This window comes from Pseudomonas sputi, from assembly GCF_021603585.1.
Lineage (GTDB): Bacteria > Pseudomonadota > Gammaproteobacteria > Pseudomonadales > Pseudomonadaceae > Aquipseudomonas > Aquipseudomonas sputi.
The window spans coordinates 163168-186408 of record NZ_BQHI01000005.1 but is presented as its reverse complement, the minus strand read 5'-3'; the positions used below and the strand labels follow the sequence as shown (position 1 = coordinate 186408).

Annotated in this window: 20 protein-coding genes and 1 riboswitch; of the genes, 11 read left to right on the top strand and 9 right to left on the bottom strand. The window is 61.8% G+C overall.

Features of this window, described 5'->3' with window-relative positions:
* Positions 1–38 precede the first annotated feature (38 nt).
* Complete coding sequence (gene tkt / locus L6D81_RS09610; RefSeq protein ID WP_108563448.1) at positions 39–2036, bottom strand: transketolase; 1998 nt, start codon at positions 2034–2036, stop codon at positions 39–41.
* A 271-nt stretch (positions 2037–2307) separates the two neighbouring features.
* Here tkt and L6D81_RS09605 point away from each other — a divergent pair, with 271 nt between their 5' ends.
* The 4 genes from L6D81_RS09605 (at position 2308) to L6D81_RS09590 (ending at position 6825) form a co-directional block, all read left to right on the top strand.
* Complete coding sequence (locus L6D81_RS09605) at positions 2308–3303, top strand: ArsR/SmtB family transcription factor (RefSeq protein ID WP_236178864.1); 996 nt, start codon at positions 2308–2310, stop codon at positions 3301–3303.
* An 18-nt stretch (positions 3304–3321) separates the two neighbouring features.
* Positions 3322–4512, top strand: a complete 1191-nt coding sequence (gene metK / locus L6D81_RS09600) for a methionine adenosyltransferase (RefSeq protein ID WP_011336330.1) — start codon at positions 3322–3324, stop codon at positions 4510–4512.
* A 143-nt stretch (positions 4513–4655) separates the two neighbouring features.
* The gene (ligB, locus tag L6D81_RS09595; protein ID WP_236178863.1) at positions 4656–6332 is read left to right on the top strand and encodes an NAD-dependent DNA ligase LigB; all 1677 of its coding nucleotides are present in this window, start codon (positions 4656–4658) and stop codon (positions 6330–6332) included.
* A 97-nt stretch (positions 6333–6429) separates the two neighbouring features.
* The gene (locus L6D81_RS09590; RefSeq protein ID WP_236178862.1) at positions 6430–6825 is read left to right on the top strand and encodes a DUF1090 domain-containing protein; all 396 of its coding nucleotides are present in this window, start codon (positions 6430–6432) and stop codon (positions 6823–6825) included.
* A 42-nt stretch (positions 6826–6867) separates the two neighbouring features.
* Here L6D81_RS09590 and L6D81_RS09585 read toward each other — a convergent pair whose 3' ends face one another.
* On the bottom strand, positions 6868–7317 hold the full coding sequence (locus L6D81_RS09585; RefSeq protein WP_236178861.1) for a c-type cytochrome: 450 nt from the start codon (positions 7315–7317) through the stop codon (positions 6868–6870).
* 128 nt (positions 7318–7445) lie between these two features.
* Here L6D81_RS09585 and mltA point away from each other — a divergent pair, with 128 nt between their 5' ends.
* On the top strand, positions 7446–8618 hold the full coding sequence (mltA, locus tag L6D81_RS09580; RefSeq protein WP_236178860.1) for a murein transglycosylase A: 1173 nt from the start codon (positions 7446–7448) through the stop codon (positions 8616–8618).
* Positions 8619–8667: 49 nt separating this feature from the next.
* On the opposite strand, the gene L6D81_RS09575 is transcribed toward mltA, so the two are convergent.
* Together L6D81_RS09575 and L6D81_RS09570 are read right to left on the bottom strand one after the other, a co-directional pair.
* Positions 8668–9051: an MAPEG family protein gene (locus L6D81_RS09575; RefSeq protein ID WP_064380149.1), complete on the bottom strand. Its 384-nt coding sequence runs from the start codon at positions 9049–9051 to the stop codon at positions 8668–8670.
* A 40-nt stretch (positions 9052–9091) separates the two neighbouring features.
* Entirely contained in the window at positions 9092–9925 is an 834-nt protein-coding gene (locus tag L6D81_RS09570; RefSeq protein WP_236178859.1) for an EamA family transporter, read from the bottom strand.
* A 219-nt stretch (positions 9926–10144) separates the two neighbouring features.
* Here L6D81_RS09570 and L6D81_RS09565 point away from each other — a divergent pair, with 219 nt between their 5' ends.
* Together L6D81_RS09565 and L6D81_RS09560 are read left to right on the top strand one after the other, a co-directional pair.
* Positions 10145–11314 (top strand): MFS transporter, encoded by a 1170-nt coding sequence (locus L6D81_RS09565; protein ID WP_236178858.1) that lies wholly within the window; start codon positions 10145–10147, stop codon positions 11312–11314.
* 103 nt (positions 11315–11417) lie between these two features.
* Positions 11418–12683, top strand: coding sequence for a cation:proton antiporter (locus tag L6D81_RS09560; protein ID WP_236178857.1), 1266 nt, complete (start codon positions 11418–11420; stop codon positions 12681–12683).
* Here the strand turns inward: L6D81_RS09560 and L6D81_RS09555 are convergent, their stop codons facing one another.
* The gene (locus L6D81_RS09555) at positions 12684–13571 is read right to left on the bottom strand and encodes a formate/nitrite transporter family protein (protein ID WP_236178856.1); all 888 of its coding nucleotides are present in this window, start codon (positions 13569–13571) and stop codon (positions 12684–12686) included. It abuts the gene before it with no gap.
* Between the two features lie 73 nt (positions 13572–13644).
* A complete protein-coding gene (locus L6D81_RS09550) occupies positions 13645–14052 on the bottom strand; it encodes an acyl-CoA thioesterase (protein ID WP_011336338.1) in 408 nt (135 codons plus the stop codon).
* A gap of 197 nt (positions 14053–14249) precedes the next feature.
* A riboswitch (S-adenosyl-L-homocysteine riboswitch) is annotated at positions 14250–14348 on the top strand.
* 23 nt (positions 14349–14371) lie between these two features.
* Between L6D81_RS09550 and ahcY the strand changes: the two genes are divergently transcribed.
* From ahcY to L6D81_RS09530, 4 genes are all read left to right on the top strand, one after another.
* Entirely contained in the window at positions 14372–15781 is a 1410-nt protein-coding gene (gene ahcY / locus L6D81_RS09545; RefSeq protein ID WP_236178855.1) for an adenosylhomocysteinase, read from the top strand.
* A 187-nt stretch (positions 15782–15968) separates the two neighbouring features.
* Positions 15969–16814 carry a methylenetetrahydrofolate reductase [NAD(P)H] gene (metF, locus tag L6D81_RS09540; protein ID WP_236178854.1) on the top strand — a complete coding sequence of 282 codons (846 nt, stop codon included), beginning with the start codon at positions 15969–15971 and terminating at the stop codon, positions 16812–16814.
* A gap of 146 nt (positions 16815–16960) precedes the next feature.
* The gene (locus L6D81_RS09535) at positions 16961–17773 is read left to right on the top strand and encodes a substrate-binding periplasmic protein (RefSeq protein ID WP_236178853.1); all 813 of its coding nucleotides are present in this window, start codon (positions 16961–16963) and stop codon (positions 17771–17773) included.
* Between the two features lie 222 nt (positions 17774–17995).
* Complete coding sequence (locus L6D81_RS09530; protein WP_236178852.1) at positions 17996–19864, top strand: RNA helicase RhlE2; 1869 nt, start codon at positions 17996–17998, stop codon at positions 19862–19864.
* A 138-nt stretch (positions 19865–20002) separates the two neighbouring features.
* Here the strand turns inward: L6D81_RS09530 and L6D81_RS09525 are convergent, their stop codons facing one another.
* The 3 genes from L6D81_RS09525 to L6D81_RS09515 form a co-directional block, all read right to left on the bottom strand.
* Positions 20003–20596 (bottom strand): YceI family protein, encoded by a 594-nt coding sequence (locus tag L6D81_RS09525; protein WP_085697911.1) that lies wholly within the window; start codon positions 20594–20596, stop codon positions 20003–20005.
* A gap of 32 nt (positions 20597–20628) precedes the next feature.
* On the bottom strand, positions 20629–21180 hold the full coding sequence (locus L6D81_RS09520; protein ID WP_236178851.1) for a cytochrome b: 552 nt from the start codon (positions 21178–21180) through the stop codon (positions 20629–20631).
* A 216-nt stretch (positions 21181–21396) separates the two neighbouring features.
* A complete protein-coding gene (locus L6D81_RS09515; RefSeq protein ID WP_236178850.1) occupies positions 21397–23175 on the bottom strand; it encodes a flavin monoamine oxidase family protein in 1779 nt (592 codons plus the stop codon).
* Between the last annotated feature and the right edge of the window lie 66 nt (positions 23176–23241).

Genomic DNA, 23241 nt, shown 5'->3' with positions numbered 1-23241 from the left:
CTCGCGAGGGCGTCAGTCCGGACGACACCTGATCTGGATCAGTCTTCCAGCAGCTCTTCAGCCTGACCCAGGATGTTTTCCAGGGTGAAGCCGAACTCTTCGAACAGTGCCGAAGCCGGAGCCGATTCGCCGTAGGTGGTCATGCCGATCACGCGACCTTCCAGACCCACGTACTTGAACCAGAAGTCGGCGTGGGCCGCTTCGATCGCGATCCGCGCGCTGACCTGCAACGGCAGGACCGATTGCTTGTAGCTGGCGTCCTGAGCGTCGAACGCGCTGGTGCACGGCATGGAAACCACGCGCACCTTGCGGCCTTGCTCGGTCAGTTTGTCGTAGGCCTGAACGGCCAGGCCGACTTCCGAACCGGTGGCGATCAGGATCAGCTCAGGCTCGCCTGCGCAGTCCTTCAGCACATAACCGCCACGGCTGATGTCGGCGATCTGGCCGGCATCACGGGTTTGGTGCTGCAGGTTCTGACGCGAGAAGATCAGCGCCGACGGGCCGTCCTTGCGCTCCAGAGCGTTTTTCCAGGCCACCGCCGATTCAACGGCGTCGGCTGGACGCCAGGTGTCGAGGTTCGGCGTGCTGCGCAGGCTGGTCAGTTGCTCGATCGGCTGGTGCGTCGGGCCGTCTTCGCCCAGACCGATGGAGTCGTGGGTGTAGACGTGGATCACGCGCTGCTTCATCAGAGCGGACATGCGCACGGCGTTGCGGGCGTATTCCATGAACATCAGGAAGGTCGCGCCGTAAGGCACCAGACCGCCATGCAGGGCAACGCCGTTCATGATCGCGGTCATGCCGAACTCGCGCACGCCGTAGTACATGTAGTTGCCGCTGGCGTCTTCGGCGCTGACGCCTTTGCAGCCTTTCCACAGGGTCAGGTTGGAACCGGCCAGGTCAGCCGAACCGCCCAGTACTTCCGGCAGCAGCGGGCCGAACGCGTTCAGGGCGTTCTGGCTGGCTTTGCGGCTGGCGATGGTTTCGCCTTTGGCCGCAACGTCGGCGATGTAGGCATCAGCCTTCTCGGAGAAGTCGGCCGGCAGTTCGCCGCTCAAGCGACGGATCAGTTCGTTGGCTTCGGTCGGGAACGCGGCGGAGTAGGCAGCGAAACGCTGGTCCCACTCGGCTTCGACAGCGCGGCCCTTTTCCTTGGCATCCCATTCGGCATAGATGTCGGCCGGGATTTCGAACGGGCCGTGGTTCCAGTTCAGCGCCTGACGGGTCAGGGCGATTTCCGCGTCACCCAGCGGGGCGCCGTGGCAATCTTCCTTGCCTTGCTTGTTCGGCGAACCGAAACCGATGGTGGTCTTGCAGCAGATCAGGGTCGGCAGCGGGCTCTTGCGCGCGGTCTCGATGGCGGTCTTGATCTCTTCCGGGTCGTGACCGTCGACGTTGCGGATCACTTGCCAGTTGTACGATTCGAAACGCTTCGGCGTGTCGTCGGTGAACCAGCCTTCGACTTCGCCGTCGATGGAGATGCCGTTGTCATCGTAGAAGGCAATCAGCTTGCCCAGGCCCAGAGTGCCGGCCAGGGAAGCGACTTCGTGGGAAATGCCTTCCATCATGCAGCCATCACCCAGGAACACGTAGGTGTGGTGGTCGACGATGTTGTGGCCAGGACGGTTGAACTGCGCACCCAGGACTTTTTCAGCCAGGGCGAAGCCCACGGCATTGGCCAGACCCTGACCCAGCGGGCCGGTGGTGGTTTCAACGCCCGGGGTGTAACCGAACTCCGGGTGGCCCGGGGTGCGGCTGTGCAGTTGACGGAACTGCTTGAGGTCGTCGATCGACAGATCGTAACCGGTCAGGTGCAGCAGCGAGTAGATCAACATCGAGCCGTGGCCGTTGGACAGCACGAAGCGGTCACGGTCGGCGAACGACGGGTTGCTCGGGTTGTGCTTGAGGTAGTCGCGCCAAAGCACTTCGGCGATATCTGCCATACCCATGGGGGCACCGGGATGGCCGCTGTTGGCTTTTTGCACGGCATCCATGCTGAGGGCACGAATGGCGTTGGCACGCTCACGACGGCTAGGCATCGCTGATCTCCTGGGTGTGAATAGATTGAAACGGAAAAAAGGAGGGCATTTTCCCTCACCCGAGCGCCTCGGGGCAATGACAGATAGTCATCCGGAGGCGTTTTTCCATTGGATAACATCGGTTTCGGCAGGTGAAACCTTTCCGCTGTTCTTTTGTAGAGTTGAGCGGGCAGTGAGAAGTGCAATCGGATGCACCATCCATCGAGCAATATCAAAACTTTTTGATATTGACCTTGCGATGCATCCGGGCCGTCACTAGACTGCCAGCCCTATGAACCTACGCGTGCCTTCCATTCGCCATGACGATTGCGACGAGCTGGCGGCCCTGTGCAAGGCCGGCGGCGATCCGCTGCGGCTGAATGTATTGCGCGCCCTGGCCAACGACTCGTTCGGCGTACTGGAACTGGCGCAGATTTTCGGTATCGGCCAGTCCGGCATGAGCCATCACCTGAAGGTGTTGGCGCAGGCCGATCTGGTGGCGACTCGCCGTGAAGGCAATGCGGTGTTCTATCGTCGCGCCCTGCCCCACACCGAGTTGCTGGGCGGCAAGTTGCACGCGGCGTTGTTAGAAGAAGTCGACAATCTGCCGCTGCCGGCCGACGTGGAAACCCGGATCGCACAGGTTCACGGGCAACGCGCCGCCAACAGCCAGGACTTTTTCGCCCGGGTCGCGGAGAAATTCCGCGCCCAGCAGGATTTGATTGCCGGCCTGCCGCAATACCGTGAAAGCGTGCTGGCCCTGCTCGACAAACTGAATTTCGATGGCGCAGCCACGGCCATTGAAGTCGGTCCCGGTGATGGTGCATTCCTGCCGGAACTGGCGCGTCGCTTCGGCACCGTAACCGCTCTGGACAACAGCGCGGCGATGCTCGAACTGGCCCGTCAGGTATGTGAACGTGAACAGCTGGCTAACGTCAGCCTGCAATTGGCCGATGCATTGAATGGCACAAGCCTTCAGGCCGATTGCGTGGTGTTGAACATGGTGTTGCACCATTTCGCCGCGCCGGCCGAAGCGCTCAAGCAGCTGGCCGGCCTGCTGCAACCGGGCGGTAGCCTGCTCGTGACAGAGTTATGTAGCCACAACCAGAGTTGGGCCAGGGAGGCCTGCGGTGATCTGTGGTTGGGGTTTGAACAGGACGATCTGGCCCGTTGGGCCACCGCTGCGGGACTCGTTCCCGGGGAAAGCCTCTATGTAGGCTTACGTAATGGTTTCCAGATCCAGGTTCGCCATTTTCAGCGACCGGCTGGCGACACTCACCATCGGTAAATTCAGGAAAACATCGAGATGAGCGAATACTCCCTCTTCACCTCCGAGTCCGTGTCTGAAGGGCATCCGGACAAAATCGCCGACCAGATTTCCGATGCAGTGCTGGACGCCATCATCGCCCAGGACAAGCACGCACGCGTTGCCGTGGAAACCTTGGTCAAGACTGGCGTGGCCATCGTTGCCGGTGAAGTGACCACCAGCGCCTGGGTCGACCTGGAGCAGATCGTTCGTGACGTGATCTGCGACATCGGCTACACCAGCTCCGACGTCGGCTTCGACGGCGCGACCTGCGGCGTGATGAACATCATTGGCAAGCAGTCCCCTGACATCAACCAGGGTGTTGACCGCGCCAAGCCTGAAGATCAGGGCGCCGGCGACCAGGGCCTGATGTTCGGCTACGCCAGCAACGAAACCGACGTGCTGATGCCGGCACCGATCACCTTCTCGCACCAACTGGTGCAGCGTCAGGCCGAAGCCCGTAAATCCGGCCTGCTGCCTTGGCTGCGTCCGGACGCCAAGTCGCAAGTGACCTGCCGTTACGAAGGCGGCAAGGTTGTCGGCATCGACGCCGTGGTCCTGTCGACCCAGCACAACCCTGAAGTGTCGTACAACGACCTGCGCGAAGGCGTGATGGAGCTGATCGTCAAGCACGTGCTGCCTGCCGAACTGCTGAGCAAGGACACCCAGTTCCACATCAACCCGACCGGCCAGTTCATCATTGGCGGCCCGGTAGGTGACTGCGGCCTGACCGGTCGCAAGATCATCGTCGACAGCTACGGCGGCATGGCCCGTCACGGCGGCGGCGCGTTCTCCGGTAAAGATCCATCCAAGGTTGACCGTTCGGCGGCCTACGCTGGCCGTTATGTTGCCAAGAACATCGTCGCTGCCGGCCTGGCCGAGCGTTGTGAGATCCAGGTTTCCTACGCGATCGGCGTGGCCCAGCCTACCTCGATCTCGCTGAACACCTTCGGCACCGGCAAGATCAGCGACGACAAGATCATCAAACTGGTGCGTGAAGTGTTCGACCTGCGTCCATACGCGATCACCACCATGCTGGACCTGCTGCACCCGATGTACCAGGAAACCGCAGCCTACGGCCACTTCGGCCGCGCTCCGCAGACCAAGACCGTTGGCGAAGACACCTTCTCCACGTTCACCTGGGAAAAAACCGACCGCGCCGACGCTCTGCGCTCCGCTGCCGGCCTGTAATTTTCCTGGCGGTACAAGAAGCCTCGCACGGTTCGCCGTGCGGGGCTTTTTCATGGCCGCGAAACAACCGGCAAAACAGCCGCCCGGCCCACTTCGAAATCCCGGCTAGCCTTCAGGTATCTCTCTGAGCAAGGACGCTCACGATGCTTGCCACACTGCGCCTGTTTTTGTTTTTCCTGCCAGTTTTGCACCTCAACGCCTTCGCTGATGACTGCCCTGACTGGGCCGCAGCCCGGGCATCGAGCGAAGTCGCCGCCCTGCAGCAACAGATCGACCGCTGGGACGACGCCTATCATCGAGAAGGTCGCTCGGTGATCGCCGATGAGCTCTACGATCAGTCCCGCTTGCGCCTGAACCAATGGCGCCAGTGCTTCAAGCTTCCTTCACCGCCCGAGCCGTTGCGCACCGCATCAGGCCCGGTTGCGCACCCGGTCGCACACACTGGCCTGGACAAACTGCATGACGCCACGGACATCGCAAACTGGCTGCACGACCGCCAAAACGTCTGGGTGCAACCCAAGATCGATGGCGTGGCGGTCACCCTGATCTACCGCAACGGCCGATTGCATCAGGCGATCAGTCGCGGGGATGGCGTACGCGGGCAGGACTGGACGGCTTCGGCAAAAAAGATCGAAGCCATTCCGCAACGACTGACGCAACCGCAGGATCTGCTGGTGCAAGGCGAACTCTACTGGCGCTTGAACGGGCACATGCAGGCACGTGCCGGCAGCGCCAACGCCCGCGCCACCGTGGCCGGTCTGTTGGGGCGCAAGGATCTCGACGCGGAACACGCCGCCGGCATCGGGCTGTTTGTCTGGGACTGGCCGCAAGGGCCGAAGGACGTGCCGGAGCGAATCGCGGCCCTGGCGCAATTCGGCTTTCCCACCACCGAACCCTACACCCAGGCCGTCGCCAACCTGAACGATGCTCAACACTGGCGCGATCACTGGTACCGCTCGCCCTTGCCATTCGCCACGGACGGGGTGGTCCTGCGCCAGAGCCAGCGACCGCCGGCCGAACGCTGGCAAGCTCGTCCGCCCTACTGGGCCGTCGCCTGGAAATACCCGTTCGCCCAGGCACTGGCCGATGTGCGCAAGGTGAACTTCAAGGTCGGCCGCACCGGGCGCATCACGCCGGTGCTCGAGCTGTCGCCGGTGATGCTCGATGACCGGCAGATCAAACGGGTCAGCGTCAGTTCGCTCAGGCGCTGGCAGGAACTGGACATCCGCCCCGGCGATCAGGTCGCAATCAGTCTGGCCGGGCTGACGATTCCACGTCTCGACAGCGTGGTGCTGCGCAGCACCGCACGAGCCGAGCTGGACGTTCCGCTGGCCAGTGACTTTCATGCTCTGAGCTGCTGGCAGCCGACGCCGGGCTGCGAAAGCCAGTTCCTCGCGCGCCTGACCTGGCTGAGCGGCAAACAGGGACTGGCCCTGCCCCATGTGGGGCGCGGCACCTGGGAGAAACTTCTGGAAACAGGCCGCCTGAACAGCCTGCTGGATTGGTTGACCCTCGACGGACCGGAGCTTGCTAACATTGCCGGTCTCGGCGAGCGCAGCAGCGCCCGCCTGCTGCACAGTTTTCACAGCGCCCGCCAACGGCCGTTCCTACAGTGGCTCAAAGCCCTGGGGTTGCCACCGACCGGTCAGGCAACACTCGCCGATTCATGGCAGGCGCTGGCACAACGCAGCACCGAACAATGGCAGGCAGAAGCCGGAATCGGCCCGGGCCGCGCGGCGCAATTGAGCGCCTTTTTTCGCGACCCGCAGGTACTGGCCCTGAGTGAAACCCTGCAAGCCGCCGGTGTCGACGGCTTCTGAACACGCAGTCCCCGGCCCGCCGGGAACCCAACTCCGCCGGAGCGCTCCAACAGCGCAGTGCTTCACCGATACGATTGCCTTTGCACATGGAGCTTTTATGAAATTTCTCGCACCGCTCGCCCTGCTGTCTTTCGGCGCCGTCCTCGCCGCCCCCGTGATGGCCGACGAAGACGCACCGGGCCTGACCGGTTGTGCTGCCAAGAAGCAAGGCATCATCAACCAGATCGAACAGGCCAAGTCCCGCGGTAACGCCGACCAGCAGGCCGGTCTCGAAACCGCACTGCGCGAAGTCACCGAACACTGCACCGACGCTGGCCTGAAGAAAGAACGCGAAAACAAGGTGCTCGACGCCAAGCACGAAGTGAGCAGGCGTCAGGCCGATCTGGACAAGGCCATGAAGAAAGGCGATCCGGAGAAGATCGACAAGCGCAAGAACAAGCTCGCCGAATCGCGCAAGGAATTGCAGGACGCGCTGGACGAACTCGACAAGTAAGAAAGCCAGGAATCACAGCCAAAAGCCGTGATTCCTCGAACATCAGTGGTCGCGAAACTCTTTATGGCAGGCACTGCAGGCATCTTCGACTTTCTGCACGGCCGGCCCCAGGTTGCTGGCCTTGTAGGGTTGCACCTGGCTGGCGATCACCAGTTCACCGGTGGCCGCTTCAAGGGTGCGGGCCATCTCCTGGAAACGGGCCTGTTTCTGCCAGACATCGTCCTTGGCACTGGTGTGATCTTCTTCGCGCACCTGCGGGAAATGTTTCCACGGCTCATGGGACAACGCATCGAGCTTGACCGCGCCTTCGGCGAATTTCGCTCCGTCGAACGGGATGCGCCCACGCAACATGCCTCCCAGGTCTTCGCCGGTCTTGAGCATCTGCTTGAAGATCGCCTTGCGCTGGCCCAGCGGGGAATTCGGGTCGACGCCGCCACAGGCGGACAAGGTCAGGCAGGCCAGCAATACAACAGAAATTCGTTTAAGAGTCATGGTGGCTTCAGGTCGCGGAAATCGGCGGCCAGTATCCTCGGGTCACCGCCAAACACCAATAGCCCTATTAACAATACGGGTTGCTGGAGCGCATGGAGCACTTCTGCAACCGGCACAGGAAACTCTCCATGAACAGCCGTTTCAAGGCCTGGCGTCATCCGCTCATCGCCACGCTCCCACTGCTGGCGATCCTCGCCGGCTGCACCGGTGGCGACAGCGCCAAGCCGAAAACCCACGCCCTGGCCACGTACTCAAGCGCCACCTGGGAAGCCCTGCCCGCAGTGTCCGACAGCGATCTGGTGGCCGGTTTCGGTTCCTGGCGTAGCGCCTGCACCCGGCTCAAGGCTGACCCGGTCTGGGGCCCGACCTGTGCAGCCGCCGCCAACGTCCCGCAAAGTGCTGGGGACATCCGCGCCTTCCTCAAGCAGAACCTCGACGTCTTCGGCCTGCGCGCCGAGAACGACAATCCCAACGGTCTGATCACCGGCTACTACGAACCGGTCTATCCCGGCAGCCTGACGCAAACTGCCACCGCCAACGTGCCGGTGTACGGCGTGCCCGAAGACATGATCATTGTCTCGCTGGACAGCATTTACCCGGAACTGAAAGGCAAGCGCCTGCGCGGTCGCCTCGAAGGTCGCGTGCTCAAGCCTTACGACGATGCGGCGACCATCGAGAGTCAGGGCGTCAAGGCACCGGTCGTGGCCTGGCTGACCGACCCGATGAACCTGCAATTCCTGCAGATTCAGGGTTCGGGGCGGATCCAGACCGATGACGGTCGCCAACTGCGCATCGCCTACGCCGACCAGAACGGTCACCCATACCGGCCGATCGGCCGTTGGCTGGTGGAACAGGGCGAGCTGAAAAAAGAAGAGGTGACCATGGGCGCGATCAGCAACTGGGCCAAGGCCAACCCGTCGCGCATTCCGGAACTGCTGGCGAGCAATCCGAGCTACGTGTTCTTCACCCGCAACCCGGACAGCAACGAAGGGCCGCGCGGCTCGCTGAACGTACCGCTGACCGCCGGTTACAGCGCGGCGGTGGATCGCAAAGTGATTCCGTTGGGCAGCCTGTTGTGGCTATCAACCACTCGCCCCGACGGCACGCCGCTGGTACGCCCGGTGGCTGCACAGGACACTGGCGGCGCGATTGCCGGTGAGGTTCGCGCGGATCTGTTCTGGGGCACCGGCGATGCCGCCGGTCAACTGGCTGGCGACATGAAGCAGCAAGGGCAGATATGGATGCTCTGGCCGAAAGGCGCGGCGTTGCCGCAAGTGCCGCAGGTGGCCGACAAGCCGTAAGCACAACGCAAAAGATCGCAGGCCTCGTCAGCCTGCGATCTTTTCAGGTTCAGACCGAAACGAAGAAGAAGCTGGCAATCAGCGCCATCCCGACAAACCAGACCAACGAGCGCAAAGCCGCCCAATCCGCCAGATAGCAAATGATGTAGAGCAGGCGACTGGTGATGAACAGCACCGCCAGCACATTGACCGTCACCAATTCTGCCGTGCCCACCAGGTGCGCGACGATCACCGCCGCCGCAAACGCCGGGGTCACTTCAAAACTGTTCAGTTGCGCCGCATGGGCACGCCGGGCCACGCCATCCACGCTGTCCAGAAAGTCCCGGGGATCATGATTGTCCCGCAGTCTGAAACCGCCCGAGGCCTTGGCCACGACGGTACACAGATAGGGCAGAAAGATCGCGATCAACACACACCACAAAGCCACTGTCATAACGCCGTCCTTCTTTCGAGTTTTTAGAGTTTCCGGGCGGTCAGAGCTTCATCACCAGCATGCCGATCAGCACCAGCCCACAGGCTAAGAGCCGCGGCCGGCCGAAAGGTTCTTTCAGGTAACGCATACCGAACAGCACCACCAGGATCACACTGATTTCACGCAACGCCGCTGCTTCGGCAATCGAGCCCAACTGCATCGCCCACAGCACCAGAGCGTAGCTGAACAACACGCAGAACCCGACCGCCAGTCCCAGCGTCCATTGCTCGCGCCAGAACAGCATGAACGCCGGCCGTTTGGCCACCCACGCCAGCAAGGGAAACGGCCAGGCACTGAGCAGCGTGACCCAGACCAGGTAGTCCAGCGGATGTGACCAACGCCGCAACGCCTGGCCATCGATGTAGGTGTAGCAACCGATGCACAACCCGATCAGCGCCACCACCGGCAGCATCGACCACGGCAAGTGTTTCCCGCCGCCGCCCTGCCAGAGCAGACAAGCCATGCCCAGCGGGATCAACAGGATCCCGAAGATCTGCTGGGGGGTCAGCACTTCGCCGGCGAAGATCAGGGTCAGCGCCAGTACCACCAGCGGCGACAATCCGCGCATCAACGGATAGACCAGCCCCAGATCGCCGACCCGATAGGCCTGGATCAACAGATAGCGATAGAGCAGCTCGAACGCCGCCGACGCCAGAATCCACGGCCAGATTTCCGGCGGCGGCAGGCTGATGAAAGGCGACGCCAGCGCCACGAACAACAGCGCCACGGTGTCCATGCAGGCCACCACCAGCAGCCGTTCGGCGCTGAACTTGATCAACGTGTTCCACGCCGCGTGCAGCAGCGCCGCCACCAACACCAGAGCTGTCGCCAGCACGTGCCACTCCTTTGTTCTTGTTGTTGAGCCTGAGCCAATTAGTCAGATTATTGATTCGCGATGTGTCAGCAGCTGTTTATACTGCAAGCGACCACGCCGCACTCAGTTGCGCACAGATAAATTCCAATAATTCCTGCCTGCCCCGCTCTCGCCCGAGACCGGTTGCCGGCCTGCGTATGCCTGATCAAAGCGTCAAGACTACCGACAGAGACCTTGCGCATGCCACTCGCCTTGCTTGCCCTCGCTGTTGCCGCTTTCGGCATCGGCACCACTGAATTCGTCATCATGGGCCTGCTGCCCGATGTCGCCCGCGACCTCGCGGTGAGCATTCCCCACGCCGGCCTGTTGATCACCGGCTATGCCCTGGGCGTGGTATTCGGTGCGCCGATCCTGGCGATCGGCACCGCCAACATGCCGCGCAAGGCCACGCTGCTGGGCATGACGCTGATGTTCATCCTCGGCAACGTGCTGTGCGCACTGGCACCGAACTACGCGACGCTGATGGCGGCGCGGGTGGTCACCGCGCTGTGCCACGGGGCGTTCTTCGGCATCGGTTCGGTGGTGGCCGCCGGACTGGTCGCACCGAACAAACGGGCGCAGGCGATTGCCATGATGTTCACCGGCCTGACCCTGGCCAACGTCCTCGGCGTACCGCTGGGCACCGCGCTCGGCCAGTACGCCGGCTGGCGCTCGACCTTCTGGGCGGTCTCGGTGATCGGCGTGATGGCCGCCCTCGCCCAATGGCTGTGGCTGCCGAAACACATCCCGATGGACAAGGCCAACCTCGCCAGCGAGTTCAAGGTGCTGGGCAAGGTCAACGTGTTGCTGGCGCTGGGCATGAGCGTGCTGGCGTCCACCAGTCTGTTCAGTGTGTTCACCTACATCGCGCCGATTCTGCAGGACATCACCGGTGTCAGCCCTCACGGCGTGACCGTGATGCTGTTGTTGTTCGGTGTCGGCCTGACCGGCGGCAGCATGCTCGGCGGGCGCCTGGCCGACAGCCGCCTGCTGCCGTCGCTGATGGGTGTGGCGCTGGCGGTGGTGGTGATTCTGGCGGCGTTCAGCCAGACCAGTCGTTCGGTGGTTCCGGCGGCGATCACGCTGGTGCTGTGGGGGATTTTTGCCTTCGCCCTGTGCCCGATCCTGCAACTGCTGATCATCGATCAGGCGCATGAAGCACCGAACCTCGGTTCGACCCTGAACCAGAGCGCATTCAACCTCGGCAATGCTACCGGCGCATGGATCGGCGGGCTGGTGGTAGCCAGTGGCGCGGACCTCGCGGACTTGCCCTGGACCGGCGCGCTGGTGGGCGTGCTGACCGTGCTGACGGCGCTGTTTTTCATCTACCTGCAACGTCGCGGTGTCGCTGCGGTCAATGTGTCCGGCTGATTTTCCCGGGGACACGTTTGTGTCCCCACCCGGCGTCAGCCCATCCAACCCTTGCGCTCATGAATGGGCGCGCTGTCTTCTCACCCCATCCAAAGGACCCCGGATGCTTGAACTCGTCGCCGCTTTCATCTGCCTCACCACCCTCCTTACCTTCGTCAATTTCCGCTTCATCGGCCTGCCTCCGACCATCGGCGTGATGGTTACCGCACTGATGTTTTCCCTGTTGCTGCAAGGCTTGAGCCTGCTCGGTTACCCCGGTCTGGAAGAGCGCGTGCAGCAACTGATCGGCCAGATCGACTTCGGTGATCTGCTGATGAACTGGATGCTCTCGTTCCTGCTGTTCGCCGGTGCCTTGCACGTGAACCTGAACGACCTGCGCAGCTACCGCTGGCCCATCGGCCTGCTGGCGACCTTCGGAGTACTGATCGCCACCGCCGTGATCGGCAGCCTCGCCTACTACATTTTTGCCCTGTTCGGCTGGCACGTGAGCTTTCTCTACTGCCTGTTGTTCGGCGCGCTGATTTCCCCGACCGACCCGATTGCGGTACTCGGTGTGTTGCGTACGGCCAATGCCTCGAAACCGCTGAAAACCACCATCGTCGGCGAATCGCTGTTCAACGATGGCACCGCCGTGGTGGTGTTCACCGTGTTGCTGGGCATCGCGCAACTGGGCGAAACCCCGACCGTCGGTGCCACGGCCATGCTGTTCGTCCACGAAGCGGTGGGCGGTGTGCTGTTCGGCGGGCTGATCGGTTATCTGGTGTACCTGATGATCAAGAGCATCGAGCAACACCAGATCGAAGTCATGCTGACCCTGGCGCTGGTGATCGGCGGTTCGGCGATGGCCACCGAACTGCACGTCTCGGCGCCGATTGCGATGGTGGTCGCCGGTCTGATCATCGGCAACCTGGGTCGCAACCTGGCGATGAACGACATGACCCGCAAATACCTCGACGGTTTCTGGGAATTACTCGACGACATGCTCAACGCTCTGCTGTTCGCATTGATCGGCCTGGAGCTGTTGCTGCTACCGTTCAACTGGCTGCACGTGGCGGCGGCGAGTCTGCTGGCTCTGGCGATTCTGCTGTCGCGCCTGCTCACCGTGGCCCCGGCCATTGTCTTGCTGCGCCGCTGGCGCACGGTGCCACGCGGCACCATCCGGATCCTGACCTGGGGCGGATTGCGCGGCGGTGTTTCGGTGGCATTGGCCCTGGCCCTGCCGCTGGGCCCGGAGCGCGATCTGTTGCTGAGCATCACCTACATCGTGGTGCTGTCGTCGATCCTGTTGCAGGGCTTGACCATCGGCAAACTGGTCAAGCACGCAACCCGCGATGAGCCGGCGACCGCTGCCGAGCCCGCGCACCACTGATCATTTTTCGATCGACTGCGGATCGGGCTTTTCGGCCTGATCCGCAGACTCCTTCGGCGCGCCGCTTTCACTGCGGATCTGCGCATGACTGATCAGGGCAAAGATGAAACTGCCGCCGATGATATTCCCCGCCAGCGTCGGCCCGGCAAACACCGCCCAGAAATCACTCCACGGCAACTCGCCGGCAAACACCAGATACGACACCTCCGCCGAACCCACCACGATGTGCGTGAAATCGCCCAGCGCCATGAAATAGGTGATCAGGATGATGATCCACATCTTTGCGCTCTCCATGGACGGGATCATCCAGACCATGGTGGCGATCATCCAGCCCGAGACGATGCCCTTGGCGAACATCTGGCCGGCGTGGTTCTCCATGACCTTGCGACCGATTTCGAGGAAAGCCACGTCGGTCTTGCTGTCGAAGATCGGCAGTTCGAGCATCACGTACGCCACCAGAATCGTCCCGCACAGGTTGCCGAACAGCACCACGGTCCAGAGCCGGATCAGCCGGCCGAAATTGGCCAGGGTCGGCTTCGTCATCACCGGGAGCACAGCGGTCAGGGTGTTTTCGGTAAACAGTTGCTGGCGGGCGAGGATCACCGCGAGAAAGCCTGCGCAGTAGCCGAAACTGGCAATCACCTTGAATTCGTCGCCCTCGGGCAGACGCGAGTTGAGCAGGCCCATGCCCATCAGCGACAGGCCCATGGTCAGCCCGGCTGCCAGCGCCGACCACCACAGCGCGGCGATGCTGCGCTCCAGTTCCTGGTCGCCCTGTTTGCGGATGATTTCATGCAGAACCGCCGCGCGGGGCGGCTGGTTTTTCTCGACTTCGTGTTGTTCCTTGGCCGAGAGGTCGGGGGTCTTGCCGTCTGTAGGTGTGGTCATGGCGGGAAACCGGTGGCGGGGTCATAAGGCTACGACACGCGCCGCTCGGCTTCCGTTCGCCGGTGTGACGCGATTACTCGGTAACGGGCACGTCATCCTTGAACTGGTCTTTGACGTATCTGATCTCGGTTCGCCCGTGCGGCGCCGGCAGGCCGTCTTCGCCGAGGTTGACGAAGACCATCTTCTCGACGGTCAGGATGCTCTTGCGGGTGATCTTGTTGCGCACTTCGCAGGTCAGGGTGATCGAGGTGCGACCGAACTCGGTGGCGGTGATGCCCAGTTCGATGATGTCGCCCTGGCGCGAGGCGCTGACGAAGTTGATCTCGGAAATGTACTTGGTCACCACACGCTGGTTGCCCAGTTGAACGATGGCGTAGATGGCGGCTTCTTCGTCGATCCAGCGCAGCAGGCTGCCGCCGAACAGGGTGCCGTTGGGGTTGAGGTCTTCGGGTTTTACCCACTTGCGGGTGTGGAAATTCATCTTCACTCCTGAGCGTCTTGCCGAATGATGGCGCCATCTTGGCAGACTGAGCGGTCATGCTCCATCAGGCTTCTACTATGGTCGCGATAAGCGATCTTCATCTGGCCGACAGAAACCCTTTGGAAGATCAGTCCAGACGGCTATAATCGCCACCGTTTCAAAACGGTAACCTTCACTTGCTACCGTTTTCCCGCCACCTGTCCGAGGGGCGCTGCAGCAGGTTCAACCTGTCAGGCTCGGATGGGGCGTTGACCGGCTCAGGCCGGACACTAAACGCACAACGGCGCCCATTCGCATACATTACGAATGGAGGCTCTTCATGAGCGCTGTTATCACGCCTGCCGATTTTAACGATTACAAAGTTGCCGACATGTCCCTCGCTGCCTGGGGCCGTCGCGAAACCATCATCGCCGAATCGGAAATGCCGGCCCTGATGGGTCTGCGCCGCAAGTACGCTTCCGAGCAGCCTTTGAAAGGCGCAAAAATCCTCGGCTGCATCCACATGACCATTCAGACCGCCGTGCTGATCGAAACCCTGGTTGCCCTGGGTGCCGAAGTACGCTGGTCGTCCTGCAACATCTTCTCGACTCAGGACCAGGCCGCCGCTTCCATCGCCGCTGCCGGCATCCCGGTTTTCGCCTGGAAAGGCGAGACTGAAGAAGAGTACGAGTGGTGCCTGGAGCAGACCATCCTGAAGGATGGCCAGCCATGGGACGCCAACATGATCCTCGACGACGGCGGCGACCTGACCGAGCTGCTGCACAAGAAATACCCACAGGTTCTGGACCGCGTTCACGGCGTGACCGAAGAAACCACCACCGGCGTACACCGTCTGCTGGACATGCTGGCCAAGGGCGAGCTGAAAATCCCGGCCATCAACGTCAACGACTCGGTGACCAAGTCCAAGAACGACAACAAGTACGGCTGCCGTCACAGCCTGAACGATGCGATCAAGCGTGGCACCGACCACCTGCTGTCCGGCAAGCAAGCGCTGGTCATCGGTTACGGTGACGTGGGCAAGGGTTCGGCCCAGTCCCTGCGTCAGGAAGGCATGATCGTCAAAGTGTCCGAAGTCGACCCGATCTGCGCCATGCAAGCCTGCATGGACGGTTTCGAACTGGTTTCGCCGTTCATCGACGGTATCAACGACGGCACCGAAGCAAGCATCGACAAAGCGCTGCTGGGCAAGCTCGACCTGATCGTGACCACCACCGGTAACGTCAACGTTTGCGACGCGAACATGCTCAAAGCCCTGAAGAAGCGCGCCGTTGTCTGCAACATCGGTCACTTCGACAACGAAATCGACACCGCTTTCATGCGCAAGAACTGGGCATGGGAAGAAGTGAAGCCACAGGTACACAAGATCCACCGTACCGGTGCTGGCTCGTTCGACCCACAGAACGACGACTACCTGATCCTGCTGGCCGAAGGCCGTCTGGTGAACCTGGGCAACGCCACCGGTCACCCGAGCCGCATCATGGACGGTTCGTTCGCCAACCAGGTGCTGGCGCAGATCTTCCTGTTCGGCCAGAAGTACGCCGATTTGTCGCCAGCCCAGAAAGCCGAGCGTCTGACCGTTGAAGTGCTGCCGAAGAAACTCGACGAAGAAGTGGCCCTGGAAATGGTTCGCGGCTTCGGCGGCGTGGTCACTCAACTGACCAAGCAACAGGCTGACTACATCGGCGTGACCGTCGAAGGCCCGTTCAAGCCGCACGCTTACCGCTACTAAGAGCAGCTGCGAGCTTCAAGCTTCAAGCGGCAAGCAAGGTCAAAAGCCGAACTTGCCGTACGAAGCTTGCGAGTTCTGCCCCTATTTCAAAACAGTTTCAGGCAGCACGTTTCAGACACAAGAGACCGGCGCACCTCCGCTGCTCTTGCAGCCTGAAGCTTGCAGCTTGTAGCTGGAGGTCCCCTCCATGTCCCAAGACCGTCGCTACAGCTTCGAGTTCTTCCCGACCAAGACCGATGCTGGGCATGAAAAACTGCTCGCCACTGCCCGTCAGTTGGCCACCTACAACCCTGATTTCTTTTCCTGCACCTACGGCGCGGGTGGCTCGACCCGTGACCGCACGCTGAACACCGTGTTGCAGCTGGAAAGCGAAGTCAAAATCCCCGCCGCTCCGCACCTGTCGTGCGTCGGCGACAGCAAGGACGACTTGCGCGGCCTGCTGAACGAATACAAGGCTGCCGGTATCAAGCGCATCGTCGCCCTGCGTGGCGACCTGCCGTCCGGCATGGGCATGACCAGCGGCGAGCTGCGTCACGCCAATGAACTGGTTGAATTCATTCGTGAAGAAACCGGCAATCATTTCCACATCGAAGTCGCCGCCTACCCGGAGATGCATCCGCAGGCGCGCAACTACGAGGACGATCTGGCCAACTTCGTGCGCAAGGCCCGTGCCGGTGCCGACAGCGCGATCACCCAGTACTTCTTCAACGCCGACAGTTACTTCTACTTTGTCGAGCGTTTGCAGGCGCTGGGCGTGGACATCCCGGTCGTGCCAGGGATCATGCCGATCACCAACTACAGCAAACTCGCGCGCTTCTCCGACGCCTGCGGTGCGGAAATCCCGCGCTGGATCCGCAAGCAGCTGGAAGCCTACGGTGATGACACTCAAAGCATTCAGCGCTTTGGCGAACAGGTCGTCAGCGAAATGTGCGAACGCCTGCTGCAAGGCGGCGCACCCGGCCTGCACTTCTATTCCATGAACCAGGCCGAACCGAGCCTGGCGATCTGGAACAACCTGAAGTTGCCGCGCTAAAAGACGTAACTGCAGGACCAGAAGATCGCAGTCGCGACCGCGCCTACAGCGCTTTCGCCGCTGCGATCTTTTGCTTTTAACGCCCGAAACAGAGCTTCTGCGGCCAGTTTCTGGCTCTTTGCCGTTTCTCGTCGTAATCTCAAGCCATGCCTTTGATCACGCAGTTATTCGCCGTGCTGGTTTTTACTTGCCTGAGCTTTGCCGCTCGGGGCGAGAAGCTGCGTATCGTCACCGAACCGTGGGCGCCGTACGTCTATGAACAAGACGGCAAGAACCTCGGACTGGACTACGAAACCACCGCCATTGTGTTCAAGCGCCTGGGCATCGAAGTCGAATGGCAGTTCCTGCCATGGAAGCGCTGCCTGTCGATGCTCGAAACCGGCCAGGCCGACGGCGCGCTGGACATCTTCCACAGCGATGAACGCGACGCCACCCTGCTCTACCCGAGTGAACCGCTGTCGGACGTCGAGTTCGTGATGTTTTACGCCAACGAGCGACCGCACCCTTTTCGCAGCCTGGAAGACCTCAAGGGCCTGACCATCGGCACCTCACCGGGTTATCTGTACAGCTCCGATTTTCGCGAATCGACGTTGTTCACCCGCGAACCGGCCCCGACCCATGAAGCCAACTTCGGCAAACTGGTGCGCGGGCGCATCGACCTGCTGATCACCGATCGCCGCGTGGGTCAGCATTTGCTCGATGAACTGGGCATTCGCGACAAGATCACTGAAAACCCCACGGTCATCAGCCGCCAGAGCCAGTTTCTGGCCGTGCGGCGCAATGCCGGGATGGATTTGCTGGTGCAGCGCTTTGGCGCCGAACTCAAGCGTTTCAAGCGCGAACCGGCCTATGCCGAGCTCAGCGCCCGCTACGGCGCAGCCCCCGCCCTGACGACGCCGCTGGGCAGCGCCACCGCCAGCGGCAAAACCGTTGAGCAGCAGGAAAGCGGCGCGCAGTGATTGCTCTGTTATACTCCGGCGTTCCCGCCAGGCTCACGCCCGGACGCCCGGAACCGTAACAGGCCTCCCGACCCGCTACAGCGCAGCTTTTCAGCCCGCGCGAGCGCTCCGGACGTGCCTTCGGAACCGCAGCAGGACCGGACGGGATTGCGTCCTCTTAAACGCCATTCGCGCCAGGCAAGACTCCCATTGGGCCAAGCCCTAACTGAAACAGGATTACTCATGTCCTTTGCTTCCCTCGGTCTCTCCGAGGCTTTGGTCCGCGCTATCGAAGATGCGGGCTATACCGAGCCTACTCCGGTGCAACAGCGGGCCATTCCCGCCGTGTTGCAAGGTCGCGACCTGATGGTTGCGGCTCAGACAGGTACTGGTAAAACCGGCGGTTTCGCCCTTCCGATCCTGGAGCGGCTGTTCCCCAACGGCCACCCGGACAAATCCCAGCGCCACGGCCCGCGCCAGCCGCGCGTGCTGGTCCTGACGCCGACCCGCGAACTCGCGGCCCAGGTTCACGACAGCTTCAAGATCTACGCCCGCGACCTGAAATTCGTCAGCGCGTGCATCTTCGGCGGCGTCGGCATGAACCCGCAGGTTCAGGCCATGTCCCGTGGCGTGGACGTCCTCGTTGCCTGCCCGGGTCGCCTGCTCGACCTGTGCGGCCAGGGCAGCGTCGATCTGTCCCACGTTGAAATCCTCGTGCTCGACGAAGCCGACCGCATGCTCGACATGGGCTTCGTCCACGACGTGAAGAAAGTCCTCGCCCGTCTGCCGGCCAAGCGCCAGAACCTGCTGTTCTCGGCAACCTTCTCCAAAGACATCACCGACCTTGCCGGCAAGCTGCTGCACAACCCGGAACGCATCGAAGTGACGCCGCCGAACACCACGGTCGAGCGCATCGAGCAACGCGTGTTCCGTCTGCCGGCCAGCCACAAGCGTGCGCTGCTGGCCCACCTGATCACCGCCGGCGCGTGGGAACAGGTGCTGGTATTCACCCGCACCAAGCACGGCGCCAACCGTCTGGCCGAGTACCTGGACAAACACGGCCTGCCGGCTGTGGCGATCCACGGCAACAAGAGCCAGAACGCCCGCACCAAAGCCCTGGCCGACTTCAAGGCCGGTGAAGTGCGCATCCTGGTTGCCACCGACATCGCCGCCCGTGGCCTGGACATCGACCAGTTGCCACACGTGGTCAACTTCGAACTGCCGAACGTCGATGAAGACTACGTGCACCGTATCGGCCGTACCGGCCGGGCCGGTCGCTCGGGCGAGGCGATCTCGCTGGTCGCGCCGGACGAAGAAAAACTGCTGAAAAGCATCGAACGCATGACCAAGCAGAAAATCGCCGACGGCGACCTGATGGGCTTCGATGCCAGCACCATCGAGGCCGAGAAGCCGGAAGCCCGTGAACGTCCGGACATGCGCAACCCGCGCAATGCCCGCGGCCCACGCGGTGACGGCCCGAATGGCGGCGGCGGTGGCGGCGGTCGTAAAGACAAAGGCAAAGACAAAGGCAAGGAAAAACCGGCCGGCGAACGTGGCGAGCGTCCAGCCCGTCAACAAAAGCCGCGTGAAGGCACTCCGGCCCGCGAACAGCGCCAGCCAAGCCAGCCGCCACGCGCCGCTGCTGACCGTGCTCCGGACGAGTTCCTCGACGACGATATCGATAACTTCGGTAACCGTGTCGATTACGTGCCGAAGCAGGCACCGGCCGGTGGTCGCAACCGTCGTCCAGGCGCTCCGGCGCAAGGCGCAGGTTCGGGCGCACCACGCGGCGGTCAGTCGCAAGGTCGCCAGAACGGCCCGCGTAACAGCAACGGTTCGAGCACCGGCACCCCGCCAGGCAAACGCAATGGCCCACGCAACGGTGCACCGCGTGACGGCCAGGGTCGTCGCGACGAAAACTCGCGCAACCGCCGCCCGGCCCGTGACGATCAGCAACGCGCTGAACCGGCCGTGCAGAACCCGCGCAGCAGCGGGCCGAAGATCATGCACAAGGAATCGAAAGCCGACCGCTTCCCGACGCCTGAGCAGCTGGATCAACTGCCAAGCCGCCCACGCGGTGAAAAACCGGCCTTGTTGACCCGCAATCGCTGAGTTTTCGACTGCAGTGAAAAATGCCCCGGCCTGAAAACCGGGGCATTTTTATGGGCCCTGTCGAGATGAGTGTTTCTGCAGGCAATAAAAAACGCCCCCGGCCGCAAGACCGGGGGCGTTTTGTGTGGCCGGCGAAAATTACTTCGCTTTGACACCTTCAAACGAGATGTACAGGTCGACGTTGTCGGACTGTGGGCCCAGATCCATCATCTTGCCGAAATCAGAGCGCTTGATGCTGGTGGTGCCTTCGAAGCCGGCACGGTAGCCGCCCCATGGATCCTTGCCTTCACCCAGGAACGTAGCCTTGACCACGATCGGCTTGGTCACGCCGTGCAGCGTCAGGTCGCCGGTCACGTCAGCCGTGTCTTTGCCAGCGGCGTTCTTGCCGGTGGATTTGACGCTGGTGGAAACGAACTTGGCGTCGGCGAACTTGCCCACGTCCAGGAAGTCTTTGCTGGCGATGTGCTTGTCGCGCTCGGCGTGGTTGGTGAACACGCTGGCGGTTTTCACGTCGAACTCGATCTTGCTGTCTTCAGGCTTGGCGGCGTCGAAGCTGAACTTGCCGCTGATGTCCTTGAAGGTACCGGTGATGTAGCTGTAGCCCAGGTGGCTGATCTTGAAGTCGACGAAGGCGTGCTGGCCTTCTTTGTCAACCACGTAGTCAGCGGCCATCACGTTGGCGGACAGGACGGCGGAGCCGATTGCCAGAGCGGCCAGAGTCTTTTTCAACATGCTTTGTTTTCCTTTGGAGTCGAGGTTGAACATCAGGCTTTGCGTCCCAGCATTCGTGTCAGGGTCGCATCACGATCGATAAAGTGGTGCTTCAATGCTGCCAACGCATGAAGGCCGGAAAAAATTACCAGCGCCCATGCCAGCCAGAGATGAATCACACCGGCGGTATCTGCCTGATCCGGTAGTCCGGAAACCAGTGCAGGAACTTCAAACAGGCCAAACACCGGGATCCCGACACCGTCTGCGGTGGAAATCAGGTAACCGGCAATCATCACAGCGAACAGCGCAAGGTACAGAAACCCATGGCCGAACCTGGCGCCGATGCGGGTCATGCGGCTGTAGCTTTGCAACGTTGGCGGCGGTGGGCTGACAAAACGCCACAACACCCGCAACACCATCACACCCAACAGCACCAGACCGATGCTCTTGTGCAGATCCGGCGCGTCTTTGCGCCAGGTGCTGTAGTAATCCAGCCCCACCATCCACAAGCCCAGCGCGAACAGCCCGAAGACTGCCAGCGCCACACCCCAGTGCATGAAGATGCTGACCCAACCGTAGCGCGAAGAAGAGTTACGTAGCTGCATTGCCCAAATCCTGTGAGAACTGCGAACCAAGACTAGCGAGTTATCTATCGAATTAAAGCGGAAAATTTTGCTTTGAAATATCGAGAAATACGATCAAGAGTCTTGAACAGGGGAGTTAAGGAAAGATTAAAGACAAACGTGTGGCGGGATGTTGTGAATATCACGGGCAAAAAAAGCGCGGCCTGAAAGCCGCGCTTTTTCATTCACCGCAAAGCCTTACTGCGCTTTGGTCTCGGTGCTCGCCGCCGGTTTGGCGGCTGGCTTCTTCGCCGGCTCAGCCTTTTTCGCTGCAGGTTTGGCCGGGGCTTTTTTCGCCTCGGCCTTCGCCGCAGGTTTCTTCGCTGCTGGCTTGGCTGCCGCTTTTTTCGCCGGCTCGGCTTTTACCGGAGCTGCCGGCTTCGGTGCTTCCACCGGAGCTGGCGCAGGGGCCGGGGTCGGTGCAGGCGCTGGAGCGGCTGGAGCAGGTGCCGGCTCTGGCGCTTTCACTGGCTCTGGTTTCTTGTCGTCGTCCGAACCGCCGAACAGGTTGGTGAAGAAGTTGCCTTTCTTCGCCGCGACTGCCGCGCCCGCACCCGCCGCTGCGGCGGTGGCCGCTGCCGGGCCGACCTTGGCCGGTTCAAACGATTTGCCCGCCGCCAGGTCTTCAACCTGACTGGCCGCACGCTGGCCGGTGCGCAGTGCGCCTTCCAGGGTGCCCGGGTACAAGGTGTCGGTGTGCTCGCCGGCAAACGCTACGCGTTGCAAAGGACGCTCCCACAGGCGCCAGAATTTGCTGATCTGGCCAGGGCCGAAGGCCAGGTACGAACCACCGGTCGATGGATCGGTGCTGTAGCGACGGATTTCATAACCGGTGAACGAGCCACGGGCCTGTGGATAAAACGCGTGCAGACGAATCAGCACCTGATCGACCATCTGCTTGTCGCCGAAGGCCTGCATCACCCGGGCGTTGTCGCCGGACAAATTGATCACCACGTTGGCGCCGCCCTTCAGGGCCGGCTCGATCCACAACATGCCAAGGCCGGTGTTGCTGTAGATCTCGCCGGACATCCGCGCCTTGCTTTCCCACACAGGCGTCTTGAACTTCAGCATGATCTGGTCGCGCCAGCCGTAGTTGGTGCCTTTGATCGCGGCCAGGTGCTGAGCGTCCAGCGCCGGGGTCAACTGGATTTTGTTGAGGGCGCGCAACGGCACCGCCAGCACAACGTAATCGGCCTGGTAGCCGACGCTGCCGACCTTGACGGTCACGCCGTCCTTGTCCTGGGTGATGGCCGATACTGGCGAGTTGGTCTTGATGGTTTTCAGCTGTTTGACGAAGGCCTGGGCCAGTACCGGACTGCCACCGACCAGACGCGAGGCACGCAGGTCACGGTCGGACACGCCGCGATACACCCGGCTCTGCTGCGCGAAGTACAGCAGCGACAGGCGCGAAGGCTCATCGTAGTGGGTGCGGATATCCTGGTTGATCAACTGACGCGCGGTGGCCGGCAGGTTCTGCTTGTCGAGCCAGCTCGAGACGTTGATCTGGTCCAGGGCGTGCAGGGTGTTGGTCGCGGCCGGGTTTTGCGGATCGTCGATCGAACGCGCCAGATCGTCACGGGTCTTCTCGTAGCGTTTGAGCGCTTCGGCCGTGGCGGGCTGTTTGGTGGCCAGGTCGGCGGCGGAGAAATACTCGCCGTCGATCAGGTAACCCGGGATACGTACGAACTCAGGTGCCGGCGTGGTGCTCAGCTTGAACGTCGAAACGTACTTGTTCAGCACCGGTTGAGTCTTGTCATTGCCGATCCACTCGCTGGTGGCCATGCCCGAGCGACCGCCCAGGCTCGGTTTGGCTTCCAGCAGTGTGACCTGCCAGCCTTTGTTCTGCAGCTCGTAAGCTGCCGTCAGGCCCGACAGCCCGCCGCCGATCACGATCGCGGTTTTATCCTTGGCCAGCGCCGTAACGCTGAACAGCCCCAACACCACCAGCGCACAGGCGCGCAGCCAACCGACAGACATTCAGCGAACTCCGGAAATACACGTAGGAAAAAGCAGCTTTACGGGTCAGACGACCCAAAGAAGCGC